The following is a 15816-nucleotide window of genomic DNA, read 5'->3' on the forward strand; positions in this document are numbered from 1 at the left end:
TTGTTGATTGCGGTCTTGACAAGCTTTTTCATCCGCATCAAAACCATAAATAGTTAAACTAGGGGCAAAAATTTCCCATCCTTGATGGGAATAATCAGCATCAATAAATTCTTGAACCTGACGGGAACCTACAATACATAACGTTAGGTCAATCTGATCTAAATAACCCGATTGTTTTAAATGTTTAACAAAGATAGACATAAGGTAAAAATAATTTGTTCTCAAAACCTGTAGGGGTGGAGTCCCTCCCAACCTTCTTTTCACCTGTTTAAATTTGGGTAGGGAAACCCTGTTCTTACGAGGTTTAAATTTGGGCAGGGTCTCCCTGCCCGTACGCGGTTTATTGGGCGTTTAATCGGATAAATTAATTAATGACCGCCAACTCCAACAACAGCCCGTTTGTAGGCTTCATCTAACACTTCTGAAAGGGTAGGATGGGTATGAACGGAGAAGACTAAATCGTGAACAGATTGACGTTGATACATGGCATTTGCGGCTTCTTGAATTAAATCAGAAGCATGGAGACCAAAGATATGAACTCCTAACAATTCACCTGTATCTTTACGGTAAATAACTTTAGCCATTCCTTCCGTTTCTCCTTCCGCAATCGCTTTAGAATTTCCTTTAAAATAGGTTTTCACTGAAGCAATTTCAAACCCTTCTTTTTCTCCTAATTCTTTAGCGGCGGGTTCGGTTAAACCGACATAACTAATTTCAGGATGGGTAAACGCGGCGGCGGGAATACTGCGATAATCGACTTGACGAGAACGCCCACAAATCGTTTCCACAACGGCAATTCCTTGGGCGGATGCAGTATGGGCTAACATCATTTTACCTGTGACATCTCCAATCGCCCATAAATGGGGAACAGGTTCACCACCGGATAAGACTTCTAAGTGATCATTGGTGGGAATAAAACCGCCCCGAATGGGTTCAACATTAACCGATTCTAACCCTAAATTTTTACTAACAGGAATGCGTCCGGTTGCGACTAAACAAGCATCCACTTCTAGGACTTCTTCAACTTCTTTAGTTTTGGTATCTGCTAACTCAATAATCACAGGAGAACCCGGAGTAACTTTTAAAGCTAATTTACCAACTTTCGTTTCAATATCACGAGGCGTAATTAAAACTCGTTGGGCTAATTTAGCGATATCAGGATCGAAGGTTGGCATTAATTGATCCAAAGCTTCAATCATCGTAACTTCACAACCTAAAGCGGTATAAACATCAGAAAATTCTAATCCGATATAACCGCTTCCAATAATGGCAATCCATTGAGGAAGGGATTCTAATTTAATCGCTTCATCGCTGGTAAAAACCGTTTTGTGATCAACAGTAATTCCAGGGGGAACAAAGGGTACAGAACCTGGGGCTAAAATAATATCTTTAGCGGTAATTGTTTTTTCGCCATTACTGGTTTCAACGGTGACTTTATTCGCCCCTGAAACCTTTCCCCAACCTTGAATCACATCAATGCCTAAGCGCTTTAAACTATTAGTCATGTCACCGCGAATTTTAGTGACAATATTGTTGGCATGGCTGGCAATTTGTTGACGATCAAAACTGACTTGTCCTAACTGAATGCCTAAGTTTTTTAAGTGATGGGTGTCGTGTAATTCTCTAACTCGTCCTGATGCTGCTAATAACGCTTTGGAGGGAATACAGCCCCGGTTTACACAGGTTCCCCCCATTTCAGCCGCTTCAACAATTGCGGTTTTTAAGCCACAACCGACGGCATGGATAGCAGCCCCATGTCCACCAACTCCTGCACCAATAATCACTAAATCGTAATCCATATTCTGTTACTACTCTGTTGGGATTAAAAAATATTACCGTGTTCCTTGTCCCTTGCCAACTCAATAAGGTTTACAACAGCTAGATCCCTTCCGGCTAACTGATCCTTTTTGCGGTAAGCTAGATTCGATGACTTTGTTTTTAGGTTTCTATTGTAACATGAAAACCAAACTAGCCACGATTGCATTGAGTTTAATTTTATCGGTAATTTTGCCGTTACCCAGTTTAGCAGGAACGGTGTTAGAAGATATTAAAAGAACCGGAGTTTTAAAAGCAGGAATTCGGCAAGATGCACCGCCATTAGGATTCGTTTCTGCCGATGGAAAATGGGAAGGCTATTGTATTGAATTAATGGAATTATTAGGGAAACGATTACAAGATCAGTTACAACTGAGTCAACCAATTGAGGTACAATTTATCCCCTCAACTTTGGAAAATCGAGAACAATTAGTCAAAGAGGGAAAAGCGCATTTAGAATGTGGGCCAAATACAATTATGCGAAATCCTCAACCGGGTATTACTTATTCGGATCGGTTTTTAGCCACAGGGGTTCATTTATTAGTTCGACCGGATAATCAACCCTTTATTAAACCATCAGGAGCGTTAGAAAATATTTCCATCGGGGTTTTACCTGACTCTTTAACTCAACAGTTTATTAGCAGTCGTTATTCTTTAGCAAAAGTTGTTGAATATCCTGGGGTTGATGGTCGTAAAAATGCCGTAGAAGATGTGGTGCAAGGTCGTCTGAATGCCTTTGCTAGTGATGGATTATTATTAGTAGGAGAAGTGCTAAGAAATCCCTCGATTTCAACTCAAGATTATGCTTTAGTTCCCCAGGAACCTCTAACTTGTGAATTTTATGGTATGATTCTTCCCGAAGGAGATATTTCTTGGATTAATACAGTAAATTCTTTAATCTTAGTCGAAGAAACCGTTAATATTTTAACGGGACTTTATGGCAAAGATTCAGAGTATGTAAAAACCTTAGAATCGGCTCATAATAAATGCCTATTATAATTCAATAAAATGTCGAGTTCTGCCTTTCTAAAGGTTGAACATTTAAAAGGGTATCCTCTAGGATTAGCAAGGATACCCTGATTCTGCTAAAAATCGATATCAACTCACCCATGATGATTGAGTAAACTTTATTCGTCAACAAAAAACAGAACGATTAATTGCTAAGTTAGAATTAGAACAAGATCAAGCTCAATGCAAAATTCTGGAAGAGAAACCCCATAGTTTTATGAATCGCGCGATTACCTCTGTTTTACGTTGGATTAATGCAGATTAATATGAATAATACCTCTCAAACTGAACGGGAAAAAATGTTGGCGGGTGAATTATATTTTGCCAATGACCCTGATTTAATGTTAGCACGCCAACGAGCTTCTAAACAAACTCGTTTATATAATAATACAACAGAAGAACAATTAGAAAATCGTCAAGAAATTCTATTAGAATTATTCGGTAAGATGGGAAATAATGTACAAATTAATCCCCCATTTTATTGTGATTATGGATGTTATATTAAACTAGGAAATAATGTTTATATGAATTATAATTGTATGATTTTAGATTGTAATTGGGTAGAAATTGGCGACAATGTTTTATTCGCTCCTAATGTTCAAATTTACACCGCTTATCATCCCGTTGAGCCTGAAATTCGCTTAACAGGAAACGAATTAGCTGCACCGATTAAAATCGGTCATAATGTTTGGATTGGAGGGGGTGCTATTATTTGTCCTGGGGTAGAAATTGGCAATAATACCACCATTGGTGCCGGGAGTGTCGTGGTTAATAATATCCCTGAACGAGTGGTTGCGGTCGGAAATCCTTGTCGTGTAATTCGGACGTTATAATCAGCACATATCAAAAAATAGAGAGACGTACCAATCAATCTTATATCACCGAAAGATCAGTTGATCTGAGTACGTCTCTATGATGGAATAACTATTCAGTTTGATTCTAATTGGTGAACCCTTCTAAATTGAAGACTTCTTCTTCAGAAATATCACCTGAATTTGGATTTTCTTCTTGAACTGAAGTCAAATTTTCTTCAGGAGAAATGGCTTTTTGTTCTGTCAAATTAGCGGAAGTTTCTGGACTGAATGAATTCCCATTTAAAGCTGTCCAAGTCGCTTCATTGACTTGATTACTCGTTTCTAACCCTTGAGCCGTTTGAAATTCATGTAACGCCGCCAAGGTACGAGAACCCAAAATCCCATCAACCGGGCCAGGATTATAGCCTTTCGCCTCTAACCGTTCTTGCAGGAGGCGAACATCGGTTCCCCGTGAACCCTTGGTCAGCAGGGTATTCTCTTCAACCGGACTCGCCAGTTGAGGGTCTTCCGATAACGCTTTCCAGGTATTTCGGTCTACCACCCCGGTTACATCTAATCCTTTAGATGCCTGAAACTCGCGTACAGAAGCCGTTGTCCGAGGGCCAAACACACTATCAATTTTCCCTGGACTAAACCCGTGCGCTTTTAACCGTTGTTGTAATCCTGTCACCTGGGAGCCCTCCGTTCCCGGGGATAGCACCCGTTCCCGTCGGCGCGGTGATTGAGTTTCAACTTGGTAAAATGGTTCAGAAAAAAGTTCTTGTCTTGCGTTTTCAGTGTCAGTTACACTGGACGTGAACTCGGAATTGTTGCCCTCCTGCCATGATTCTGTTAGTCCTGAACCCGTCGCTAACGCCACAGGAGCAAAGGCAGGCAGAACCAAAGAAAACAGGCCAGCAATAATAGCAGTTCTGATACCCATGACCCTTACCTTATTTGGTGTAAAGTTTAACTGTAATCAATTTAAGTTTCTTGATTGGATTTTAACATCAGGAAGTTGATAGAGAAAGGGGGTACTCAAGGAATTTAGATATACCAGCCAGCCTCATGACTCTCTTAAATGCTGTGTAATTGATTACAATTTATTGGATTAACAACCGGAGAACGACAATTTAATATTATATCATTGTGTCTTTTAAGTAAAATAATTTGGGCTAAAAATACCCAAAACAGTTGTAATAAATTGAGCGATTTAACATGAGTTTTGATTTCTGAAAGTTTGGCTTTTGCAATCATTTTATTTTCGAGTTTATAAACCCAATTTATGCCTTGTTTAGAAATTTGAAAACAATAACCCGGTAGATAACTGCCTCGATTAGCCCAAAACGCATAACGTTCACCTAACGTAAAATAGTGAAAAATATGATTAATTTGACTATTTTTTGCTAATTCCGGTGAAATTCCTAATGAATTATACGTGACCGTTGAACGAATATAATCTGAATATTTAATCACAATTTGTTGAGCAACTTTTCCGCCTAAACTTTCCCCAATCACATCGGGTTTTTGTCCCTGTTGGGTATGGTATTTTAACCAAGCGATCGCACCTGTTTTTTCTGCTGATTTGAACTGTCCTTCCCAACTGGCAATAAATACATCAGGTGTATCTTCTAAAACGCGATAAAATGGATACCAAGAACCATAACCCCGAATCACTAACACCGGAGGATGATTTGAGTTAAAAGGAACACGACCTTCAGCATAAAATCCAGTTTTTGAGTCTTCAAAAACTTGCTCAATGACATAATCTCCTAAAACCTTTTGTCCAGCTTGGTGATTAATATAAATTGAAGGAGCATCCGGTTCAAAAAGTCCTTTAATTTGAGGTTTAGCAAATTGTTCATATAGACCATCTAAACCGTGTCTTCCCGTTACGGGGTCAATCAGATTTTCAGCTTGAGATTGAGTCTCAGTATTCACCTGAGAAACAAGGTTAGAGCGTTGATTGTTTGAGAAAAAATTAAACCAATTTTTAAGACTAAATTTCACCGCACGTTAAGCTAAATTTTAGAAATCATCAGATTAAGAAATTAATTCCTTAATTTTTTGAGGCGTTAATTCTTCTAACTGATTTAAGACAATTGTTGCTCCTGCATTTTTTAAGTTTTGCTGATAAGCTTGACGACGTTCTAAATCCGCTTGTTGAATATGGGGAGGAAGCACTCCGACACCGACCCAAAGACGATCAGATTGTAGTTGTTGTGCTTTAGTGACAGTGTACAAATCAGCCACCGTATCTCCAACATATAAAACAGGGATGGGTTGATTTTCTTCCGTTTCTAATTCTGCAATCACTTCAAATAATCCTGTAGGATCAGGTTTCCCAGGAACATCTTCCATCGCCCTTAGAACCAGGGAACCTAAATTTAGTTTACCCTGCAAAACATAGAGGGCTTCATCTCGCATTGCTCCACTAAAAAAACCCCAAAGAATTTGATTTTTAGTCAAATTTTTAAAATAGTTAGGGGTGCACAGTAAGGGTTCTGAAGTAATATAACCTGTCCATTGATTGGGATCTAACCCTCGATAACGGGACTGAAAAAAATCAATTAGATCTTGATAATTGAGAGAAACTTCCGTTCGGGTTTGTCCTTGGTCTTCCCAATAACGATAAACTAATTCTTGAGACGCTTCCCAATCGTTATTCCAAATTCCCTCAGACTTGAGATGGTCAATATCGATGAGGGTAGGACGGTAAGCACCCCCGGTAAAGTGTTCGACGGTATCGGCGATCGCCCGTCGATAGGAACCCCCGACATCCCGAATCACTCCATCAATATCAAAAACAACAATAGCAGTTTTCATGAATTCGTTAAGCTTCTGTCAAGCTCAAGGCTACACCCGAACCCGACACCTAGGCAAATGTCAAGATTAAATTAGACGATTCGAGGCAAGATCAGGTATTATAGAGGATTGTAATATTTTTACTTCAGCCTGGGGTAGACCTGGAGGTGTAATTGTCGTCAAGGTTTGTATTAAAAGTTCTCTGGCTCGATGAAAATGTTGCATTGGCAGTGGATCAAGTGGTGGGTAAAGGTACAAGTCCTTTAACCTCTTACTTTTTCTGGCCTCGCAACGATGCTTGGGAACAATTGAAAACGGAAATGGAATCCAAGCATTGGATTTCGCAAGAGGATCAAATTGGTCTGCTCAATAAAGCCACCGAAGTGATCAACTATTGGCAAGAAGAAGGCAGAAATCGCCCCATGAGCGAAGCCCAATCCAAATTTCCTGAAGTTATCTTTACAGGGAGTAGCTGATCTCCTTCACGTTCCTCTAATTTGTGATCGTGTGAAGCCACCAACGCCATAGCGACTGCTGGGCGTTGGTTTTGCATGGTTAGAATCAGTTGGTTTTCTTTGAGTTGCAGTTAACATAGGAATAAGCAGAAAAGCTTAGTCTTGTGTTTCCGAGGAACCCAACGGAAAATAACAGGGACTGAAATCTAGGAGATTTTGCGAAGAGGAAGACTGATGACTAGAACATCTCAAACTCCATACACCACAGAACAAAGTCTGGCGTGGATGCGGGGACTATTAACCTTAGCTTGGGCGGATGGAAGTTTTGGCCAAGAAGAACATGAATTAATTGATTCATTAATTCATAATGAATTAGTCGCTGTTACGAATGTTGATAGTTTAGAACCGATTTCACCCGAAGAATTAGGGGCGGTTTTAGGAACCCATCCTAAACTAGCGGAAAACTTCCTGAGAACGGCGGTAATGGTGGCGTTAGCCGATGGAATTTACTCGATTTGTGAAGATGATTTACTCCATCAATTCTGTCAAGCGTTAAATCTGAAAGTTGAAGCGTTAGATACTTTACGAAAAACGTTACAAGATTTATCTAAAATTCAATCGGGTCAATTACCAGAAATTTGTCTTGAGCAACACCCCCATTCTGGACATCATCTGGATGTTCTTTCTCCGGTTAAACATTGGTTAGATGAGTTAGAAATTCATGATTCTAAAGTCGCCCATGCGGTTTGTAAATTGATTCCGCCCCAGTGTCCTTTTGAACGAGATCTGGCCATTTTTGGGCGTAAGATTGTTCATATTCCCCCTATGTGTAAATTAAATCCTTTATATGAACAATTTGTAGGTTTACGTTTCCGGGCGTTGTGTTATTTAGCCGATGAATGTCATGAAGATATTTCTAAATATTGTTAGGAAATAACCCAGGGGAAAGTTTGGCTTAAAGTCCCCCTAAACAATAGGATTTAGGGGGTTTTGATTTCTTTTTAACGTTCACCCAAACACTTCATCTTCAATTCCTAACCACCATTCTCCCAAATTCATTAACTCTTGATGAAGTTCAGCTAACTCTTGAATATAATCTTCGTGGGAGATTTCGGCTCGACGGTCTTGGAGCTTTTTTAACCGTAATTGTACTAATAACCAAGGTTTAGAAATACTATTTGTGGTTTCAATATATTGGGCGAGTTCTTGGCTATTCATAACTTCAATGTAAAATTGTGAATCGGAAACAGGAAACCGGGAGGAAATTATTTCTCCCGGTTCCCTAATTTCCGGGTTAACTTCTATTGAGCAGAAGCTAAATTTTGAGCAACAAAGTCCCAATTCACCAAGCTACTCAGGAAGTTGTCAATATAACCGGGTCTAGCGTTTTGGAAATCCAGATAATACGCGTGTTCCCAAACATCTAAGGTTAATAACGGAGTCGCGCCATCCACCATGGGGTTAGCCGCATTAGCTGTTTTTGTGACTTTCAGTGTGCCATTGTCCAGCACTAACCAAGCCCAACCACTACCAAATTGAGTCGCAGCAGCGTTTTTGAATTCAGCTACAAATTTGTCGAAGCCGCCAAAATCTTGATTAATTTTGTTGGCTAAGTCTCCTGTGGGTTCACCACCCCCACCGGGTTTCATACAATTCCAGAAGAAAGAATGGTTCCACACCTGGGCGGCATTATTGAAGATTCCGACTTTGGCGGGGTCATTGGCGGTGGCTTTGATAATTTCTTCTAAGGATTTATCCGCCAGGTCAGTGTCTTTGATCAGATTGTTTAGGTTTGTAACGTAAGCCGCATGGTGCTTACCATGATGGTAGGAAAAGGTCTGCGCCGACATTTTGCTTCCTTCTAAAGCATCGGGAGCATAGGGTAAAGGCGGAAGTTCAAAAGCCATTGTGTTCTATCCTCTCTAAGTAGGTTTCAGTAACTCTAAACAAATCTTTACATTGTTTTGATTTTATATCAAAAAATACAAAATTTTGCGATTGTGCCTTGGATTTTCTGAGAAAATAGATTTGATCGTTGACTATTAGCCGTTGACAGTGAATGGTTAAGCCACCACTGAAATCTGCTTTGGCTCTCCTCGGCTCTAATATTGTTAAGATTTGTTACATTATTGTTATCAACCCTAATTGAGTCCGGCTTTTCCTGAGAAACACCATGATTGAAGAGATCAGTAATAGCGACTGTCCCCCATTGGCAATGGATGTCCACCCATTGCGGGAAGAGCAACAATTAATTCTGAACCAGATTGATAATGCGATCGCTTTATTTAATGCTTCTCATCATTTAGTGTTATTCAACCAAAAGTTAGCGACAATTTGGGGATTATCGGCGGATTTTCTGAGTCAAAATCCTTCCTTAGAAACCCTTTGTTCAAAACTAGCAACTCAAGGCTATTGGAATCAACAACAATGTCAGTTACTCCATGACTGTGTGCAGCAAATCGAGATCCCTAATTTATCCTTTTGTATTGAACAAAGTAACGGAATCTATTTAGAAGTTGAAAGTTTATTAACTCCCCAAGGATGCAGATTATTCACCTTCCGAGATGTTACCTCCTATCGCCACTCACAAAAGGACTTAAATACAGAAGTTAAGCGATTAAGATTTTTATTAGGGTTAAATGAACGATTACAAGATTCCGATAATTTACAAGAAGTCGCTCAGTTTGCCTTGAATTATTTAGTTTCAATTATGAATGCAGCTTTTGGCGATGTGAAAGTGATTTCTGGAGAAGGGAAAAATCGCCAAGCCGGAACAATTATGAACCAGATTTCTGGTCAATTTATTGCCACCTATGGAGAACCTGTAATTGCCTCAATGCAGGAACTTTTAGATCAGGGAATTCCCTATGGTCAAGGGTTATTATGGGATGTGGTAGAAACGGGTCAACCTGTGTTTGTCGAAAACTATGCTCAACATCCTCAATCCGTTCCCAGCTTTCGTCATCCAGGGGTGGGTCAGTTAGGCATTTTCCCCATCCCAGCAACCAATGGCAATATTATTGGGATTTTAACCTTAGAATCCCGTGATTTAGAGCGATTACAACAATATCCTCAACGGGATATGTTAGATGCGGCTTGTCGAACCTTGGGAGCCGCCATTGAACGAGCCCAGGCTCAAGCTCGCCTACGTCAAATTAACGAAGATTTAGAACGAGCGTCTCAACTCAAATCGGAGTTTTTAGCTTCGATGTCCCATGAACTGCGAACCCCCCTCAATAGTATTTTAGGCTTTTCTGACTTACTTAAACGTCAAATCGGAGGAACTTTAAATGAACGACAACTTGATCATATTCAACTTATTGAAAAAAGTGGTCAACATCTTTTACAACTGATTAACGATATTCTGGATTTATCTAAAATTGAAGCGGGAAAAACCGAACTAGATTTAACAATTGTTGATGTTCATCGCCTTTGTAGTGAATGTTTAAAAATGATGCAGCCTCGTGCTGAAAAAAAACGTTTAGCGATGTCTTTAGAATTAGATTATCGATTTAATCAAGCCTTTTTAGATGAGCGACGGGTGCGACAAATTATTATTAACTTATTGTCAAATGCCGTTAAATTTACCCCCGAAGCAGGCAGCATTAAACTCAGTGGATTTTTAGCTTATGGTAGCCAAATTACTCAAGATTATCGACCGGATTGTTCTCCGGTAAATTCCAGTACACCCTATCTTTGTTTAGAAGTGAAAGACTCAGGAATTGGCATTCCTGAACATCGTTGGCATCTTCTATTTCGTCCGTTTCAACAAGTTGATGCTTCTTTAACTCGACGTCATGAAGGAACCGGATTAGGATTAGCCTTGGTTAAACGACTGGCAGAATTACATGGAGGCACCGTTTCCATGAGTTCAACCGTCAATCTAGGCAGTGTATTTCGGGTTTGGTTGCCTTTAACCGAAATGCGTCAAGAATTAAGCCTGAATCGACAATCGTCGGTTTTATCTTCACCTGAACCTTCTAATACTTCTGACCCTTCTACAGTTCATTCTAACTTGATTCCTAGAATTTTAGTGGTAGAAGATCAACCTTTTAACCAATTATTAGTTTCAGAACTTTTAGAGTTAGAAGGATATAGAATAGAATTAATGAGTGATGGTCAAACCATGTTAGAAGCTATTCACTCTCCTCTCGTTACCGAAAAATCATTACCCAATTTGATTTTAATGGATGTGCAGTTACCAGAGGTGGATGGGTTCAAACTGATGCGTCAACTCAAAGACCATCCTCTGTGGAAATCAGTTCCGATTATTGCCTTAACTGCAATGGCAATGTCAGGCGACCGAGAACGGTGTTTACAAGCGGGTGCATCTGCTTATTTAAGTAAACCTTTGGATTTAGACTTAATGCTTTCTGTGGTGAAATCTTTGCTCAAATCGTCAGAAAGTTGAAGGTTAAAATCTATACAATGAGGGATGAAATTCTAATGATAGAGTTAGGGTGCTCTTCAAAATGTTGCTGATAGCCGGAAACAAGGAACAGAAACACAGAGATTTTACAGTCTGGGTTGATGGTATCCGTTAATGTTCTCATCTTTCTAGCAACGGATGATTTTATGGGTTTTTCAAAACGATTTTTAAAATTAGAAAAAACCGTTCAATCGGTTAAATTTTTGAGTTCTTATTAAATTGTGATCAAAACTAATCTTATGTCTAATGTCTCACCCTGTATTCTTCTTGTTGATGACGAACCGATGAATCTTCGGTTGTTGGAAAGCTTACTGGAATCAGCCGGTTATCAAACCTTTTCCGCAACATCGGGAATAGAAGCCATCCAGTTTGCTCAAAACTGTGTTCCTGATTTGGTTTTGTTAGATGTGATGATGCCTGAAATGAATGGTTTTGAGGTGTGCCATTATTTTCGACAGCAGGAATCATTAAAAACCATTCCCATCATTTTTTTAACCGCTTTAAATGATGAAGAATCAAAACTCAAAGGCATGGAAACGATGGGGGATGATTATATTACAAAACCCTTTAAAAGTCGATTATTATTAGCGAAAGTCAATAATTTACTGCAATTACAGGAAATTCGCCAAACCTCAAACCAAACTTTGATGAAACGCACGATTCAAGAAGCCACAAAACGTCAACTTTCGGTGGCTTGGAAAATTAATGAATATTTATCGGAAAAATTTCGTTTATTTGTTCCTGAACAATTTCTAAATCGCATTGCGCCTCAAGGAGTTGAATCGATTCGCTTGGGAAATGTGACCGAAGAAGAAGTCACCATTTTGTTTTGTGATATTCGAGATTTTACAGCGATTACAGAATCCCAAAATCCTAAAGAAACCTTTGAATGGTTAAATGCTTTTTTTAATCAAATGAGTGTTTGTATTACCTCAAATTATGGTTTTATTGATAAATATTTAGGGGATGCTATTATGGCTGTTTTTGACCGACCGCAATTTCAAAGCCAAGATGCACTCAAGGCGGCATTAATGATGAAGCAAAGTTTACAGGAGTTTAATCGTCAGCAACATCCCATAAAAGTTGGAATTGGAATTCATACTGGACTAGGAATGATTGGAACATTAGGTTCAGAAGAGCGCATGGATTCAACCGTCATTGGAGATGTTGTTAATACGGCTTCTCGATTAGAAGGACTGACAAAAGTTTATGGTTGTACCATTATTGTGAGTCAATCTACCTTAAAACATTTGAACCAAACGACAACTTGGGTAGAAACGGTTTCTGATTCCTTAATGACTCAATATCCTTTAAGTTCAGATGGATTTTATTGGCGTTGGATTGATTGCGTGATTCCGAGAGGAAAACAAAAGGCGATTGAAATTTATGAACTTTTAGGAACTCTTTCTTCCCGGATTTCTACCTCAGAAATTTTAGTGTTATCTCAATTTGACCAAGGAATTGAAGCTTGGAAAAACCAAGATTATGCAGCCGCTTTAGGATATTTCCAAACGGTTTTACAGCATAACCCTAACGATACCGTGACTTGCTTATATATTCAACGTTGTCAGGAACAATTAGGCTTAACCGTTTTGAGTTAGCACTCTTTGAAAAAAGGTCATAACACTTCTTTTAAATTATGGGTTGCTTCACTGAGTTTAGCACTTCCACTTTTAATTTGATTAACACCGAGAGCCGTTTCATTGGCACTCCGTGTGAGATTATTCATGGCTTCATTAACTTGTTGAATGGCGACGGCTTGTTGTTTAGAAGTTAAGGCAATTTGTTGACTGCTTTCAACAATTTGTTCCATTGATTTTGAAACATCCGAGAAAACTTGAGCCGTTTGGTGTGCGACATGAACTCCTGCTTCAACATTTTTGGTTCCTTCTTCTGTCACCACAACGGTTGTTTGAATCATCCGTTGAATATCATTAACTAAAGTATTAATTTTTTGGCTGGATTTTTGGCTGGCATCGGAGAGTTTTCTAATTTCAGACGCCACCACAGCAAACCCTTTACCATGTTCTCCAGCACGTACCGCTTCCACCGCAGCATTTAAGGCTAACATATTAGTTTGATTGGATAAATCACTGACCACATCTGAAACACTGCCAATTTGATGCGTTTGTTCGCTTAACTGCACAATTTTTTCAGCAATGGATTCTACTTTAATTTTTAAAGTTTCCATTTCTTGTAAAGCTTTTTGAATGGCTGTTGTACCTTGTTCTACACGAATTAAGGCTTGTTTTGCACCAAAGACAGCACCTTCAGCTTGTTGCGCCGATTGTTGAGAAGAAGCACTTAATTCATCCATCGTTACTGTTGTTTCTTGAACGGAAGATAATTGTTGATTGGTCAGCCGTTCTTGTTCATTAATTGTAGACGAAATTTGGGTTGAGAAGGAAGTCACGACCCCCACCACTTCCAGAATCGAATTGACTAATTTTTTTAACAAAACAATTCCAATCACAATAAAAACCGAGCCAACCACTAAGGTCACGATGACTGCAATGGTAATAAACTGGTTGATGGGTTGTAAAACCACAGATTTTGGCGTTTCATAGATTAAAACAAAGGGATTTTGACGATTGGTGGCATCCGGGTAGAGGGTATTATAACTGATTACTGAATTCGCAACATCTCTAATTAAACCATTTTCTCCTGATAACAGTTGCTGAACAACAACTTCTGGATAATCATTTTTAAGATTATTATCTTGATTCAATTCAAAACCCCATTCTTTTTCAGAAATTGGGTGTCTTAAATAATATCCATTTTCATTGACAACAAAAAATTGCTGTTTTAATTCTGAGTTTAAATTATCATTATCAGCAAGCTCAAACAAGCGTTCAATTAAAATATTAGCAATCACAATGCCTCGGTTTTCACCCGCTTGATTATAAATCGGCGTTGCATAGCGAATAATCGGTTTATAAGGAACTTCAATTTGATTGTTTTCTCGATTCAAATTAATGGGAGATACATAAACTTGACCGGACTTTAAAGCGGTAGTTTTCTGAAAGTATTCTAAAGAAACTCGGTTTCGTAAATTTTGGGCAGGAACAACATTGACTTGACCATTGACGACATTAACCCTCAACAATTCATTGCCATCTTCATCCAAATATCTCAATTGATCATAATAGGGTCGATTTCTCAGGAAAGACTTAAAAATAATGGTTAATCGATCTATCCAATTGGCATAGGTTGATTTATCTTGAGGATCAATCCCTTTGTTGTCCCTGGCACGAACAATGCCTTGAATGGGTGGAGTTTCACTTAAATATAAAATATCGGATTTAAAATTTTCCATAAAAAGATTGAGGGTTTCCCCACTATTATGCTCCTCATTTTTCATGGAACGAATAACGGAATCCATTAAATATTGTCGAGAATTAATAATATTAAATGAACTAACGGCAAGTACAGGAAAAACAATACTAGCAATTAATAAGTATAGAAACTTAGTTTGCGATTTTCCTTGCCAGCGAAAGTTAAACATATGCTTTTTAAACTGGATACCTTTGAAATCCTTTATTAATTGATTGTATCATACATTTTTAATTTTTTTAAAGCTTTACAAATTATTTACATCTGTTATCCAAGCTCACTTCTAGTCAGAAAAAGTCACTGAATCAGGATTCATTATAAAACAGTCAAAAGCACACTAATAATTATTAAACCCAAAAAAATAACCCAAACCATATTTTGTTGAACCCAAGTTCTGATGATGACCGATATGGTTTGCTGGGGTCTAATGGGACTCAGAATTAAAGGTTCAGAACGATTGTGATAGAGAGTACATTCTTTTGCAAAAGGACGTTGAGGGAAATTACAAGTATCATCTTCGTGATAGAGACAAGTTTCACACAGAGATTCCTCCCCAGTTGAACGATAGAGAGGAATACCCGGATGTCCAAATGCTTTAAGCTGATATTGACAATGGGGACAGTTAACCGCTTGAGGGTCAACGAGTTGGTGACAACGGGGACAGTGAGACATGGTAAGGATTCAAAGCTGCACAAATGGAATCTGCGAATTTGGGGAAAATGCCACAAAATAGAAAATGTGAGTCAGTTTGAAAATAAAGCCTAGCTTTATATTTGCACTTTAGCAGCCTTATAAGGCCATTTAACTATGGATAATCAAAATAACTTGCTGCGACAACTACTGATGATTGGGATCGGAACAACATCATTAGTCGCTGAGAAATTGCAGGAAGCAACGGATCAATGGGTCAAAGACGGGACGATGAATACAGAGCAAGCTAAACGCTTTGTAGACGATATGATGCAAGGTTTAAGGTTAGATCATACCAGTTTAGAAGACCTGATGCAGCGACAATTCCGAAATTTAATGCAGGATGTGGGAGTTCCCCGTCAGTCGGAACTTGATGAGTTACGGGGACGCATCGACCGTCTCGAACGTCAGGTTAGAGATTTAGAAAATCGTCTTTGGCGCTAAAGAGTTCCCAAATAATGTCAAACTTAAAGATTGGGTTTTCTAT

At 38.8% G+C, this 15816-nt stretch carries 15 protein-coding genes and 1 pseudogene; 7 read left to right on the forward strand and 9 right to left on the reverse strand.

Going from position 1 to position 15816, the window contains the following annotated elements; all coding sequences use genetic code 11:
- Nucleotides 1–201 (reverse strand): annotated as a pseudogene (locus ACKPEB_RS07955) (FkbM family methyltransferase); the annotation flags it as partial.
- A 167-nt stretch (nt 202–368) separates the two neighbouring features.
- Complete coding sequence (gene lpdA, locus ACKPEB_RS07960) at nt 369–1799, reverse strand: dihydrolipoyl dehydrogenase (protein ID WP_408964339.1); 1431 nt, start codon at nt 1797–1799, stop codon at nt 369–371.
- 157 nt (nt 1800–1956) lie between these two features.
- Between lpdA and ACKPEB_RS07965 the strand changes: the two genes are divergently transcribed.
- Both ACKPEB_RS07965 and ACKPEB_RS07970 read left to right on the forward strand, forming a co-directional pair.
- A complete protein-coding gene (locus ACKPEB_RS07965; RefSeq protein WP_408964340.1) occupies nt 1957–2814 on the forward strand; it encodes an amino acid ABC transporter substrate-binding protein in 858 nt (285 codons plus the stop codon).
- A gap of 275 nt (nt 2815–3089) precedes the next feature.
- Nucleotides 3090–3656 carry a sugar O-acetyltransferase gene (locus tag ACKPEB_RS07970; protein WP_408964341.1) on the forward strand — a complete coding sequence of 189 codons (567 nt, stop codon included), beginning with the start codon at nt 3090–3092 and terminating at the stop codon, nt 3654–3656.
- Nucleotides 3657–3762: 106 nt separating this feature from the next.
- Here the strand turns inward: ACKPEB_RS07970 and ACKPEB_RS07975 are convergent, their stop codons facing one another.
- The 3 genes from ACKPEB_RS07975 to ACKPEB_RS07985 all read right to left on the reverse strand — a co-directional run bounded on the left by ACKPEB_RS07975 (nt 3763) and on the right by ACKPEB_RS07985 (nt 6443).
- A complete protein-coding gene (locus ACKPEB_RS07975; protein WP_408964342.1) occupies nt 3763–4560 on the reverse strand; it encodes a peptidoglycan-binding domain-containing protein in 798 nt (265 codons plus the stop codon).
- Between the two features lie 134 nt (nt 4561–4694).
- On the reverse strand, nt 4695–5558 hold the full coding sequence (locus ACKPEB_RS07980) for a hypothetical protein (protein WP_408964343.1): 864 nt from the start codon (nt 5556–5558) through the stop codon (nt 4695–4697).
- Between the two features lie 102 nt (nt 5559–5660).
- Nucleotides 5661–6443 carry a TIGR01548 family HAD-type hydrolase gene (locus ACKPEB_RS07985; RefSeq protein WP_408964344.1) on the reverse strand — a complete coding sequence of 261 codons (783 nt, stop codon included), beginning with the start codon at nt 6441–6443 and terminating at the stop codon, nt 5661–5663.
- Nucleotides 6444–6595: 152 nt separating this feature from the next.
- Between ACKPEB_RS07985 and ACKPEB_RS07990 the strand changes: the two genes are divergently transcribed.
- Both ACKPEB_RS07990 and ACKPEB_RS07995 read left to right on the forward strand, forming a co-directional pair.
- A complete protein-coding gene (locus ACKPEB_RS07990; protein WP_408964345.1) occupies nt 6596–6898 on the forward strand; it encodes a 30S ribosomal protein PSRP-3 in 303 nt (100 codons plus the stop codon).
- Nucleotides 6899–7111: 213 nt separating this feature from the next.
- A complete protein-coding gene (locus ACKPEB_RS07995; RefSeq protein ID WP_408964346.1) occupies nt 7112–7807 on the forward strand; it encodes a Mo-dependent nitrogenase C-terminal domain-containing protein in 696 nt (231 codons plus the stop codon).
- Between the two features lie 78 nt (nt 7808–7885).
- Here ACKPEB_RS07995 and ACKPEB_RS08000 read toward each other — a convergent pair whose 3' ends face one another.
- Together ACKPEB_RS08000 and ACKPEB_RS08005 are read right to left on the reverse strand one after the other, a co-directional pair.
- Nucleotides 7886–8095 (reverse strand): hypothetical protein, encoded by a 210-nt coding sequence (locus tag ACKPEB_RS08000; protein WP_408964347.1) that lies wholly within the window; start codon nt 8093–8095, stop codon nt 7886–7888.
- Between the two features lie 83 nt (nt 8096–8178).
- The gene (locus ACKPEB_RS08005) at nt 8179–8784 is read right to left on the reverse strand and encodes a superoxide dismutase (protein ID WP_408964348.1); all 606 of its coding nucleotides are present in this window, start codon (nt 8782–8784) and stop codon (nt 8179–8181) included.
- 308 nt (nt 8785–9092) lie between these two features.
- On the opposite strand from ACKPEB_RS08005, the gene ACKPEB_RS08010 reads away from it, so the two are divergent.
- Nucleotides 9093–11288, forward strand: coding sequence for an ATP-binding protein (locus ACKPEB_RS08010; RefSeq protein WP_408964385.1), 2196 nt, complete (start codon nt 9093–9095; stop codon nt 11286–11288).
- 257 nt (nt 11289–11545) lie between these two features.
- The gene (locus ACKPEB_RS08015) at nt 11546–12907 is read left to right on the forward strand and encodes a response regulator (RefSeq protein WP_408964349.1); all 1362 of its coding nucleotides are present in this window, start codon (nt 11546–11548) and stop codon (nt 12905–12907) included.
- Between the two features lie 17 nt (nt 12908–12924).
- On the opposite strand, the gene ACKPEB_RS08020 is transcribed toward ACKPEB_RS08015, so the two are convergent.
- Nucleotides 12925–14811, reverse strand: coding sequence for a methyl-accepting chemotaxis protein (locus tag ACKPEB_RS08020; protein ID WP_408964350.1), 1887 nt, complete (start codon nt 14809–14811; stop codon nt 12925–12927).
- 143 nt (nt 14812–14954) lie between these two features.
- Nucleotides 14955–15311, reverse strand: coding sequence for a zinc ribbon domain-containing protein (locus ACKPEB_RS08025; RefSeq protein WP_408964351.1), 357 nt, complete (start codon nt 15309–15311; stop codon nt 14955–14957).
- Nucleotides 15312–15446: 135 nt separating this feature from the next.
- Here ACKPEB_RS08025 and ACKPEB_RS08030 point away from each other — a divergent pair, with 135 nt between their 5' ends.
- On the forward strand, nt 15447–15773 hold the full coding sequence (locus ACKPEB_RS08030) for a phasin family protein (RefSeq protein WP_408964352.1): 327 nt from the start codon (nt 15447–15449) through the stop codon (nt 15771–15773).
- Nucleotides 15774–15816 lie beyond the last annotated feature (43 nt).

This window comes from Planktothrix sp. (genome assembly GCF_046067725.1).
Classification (GTDB): Bacteria; Cyanobacteriota; Cyanobacteriia; order Cyanobacteriales; family Microcoleaceae; genus Planktothrix.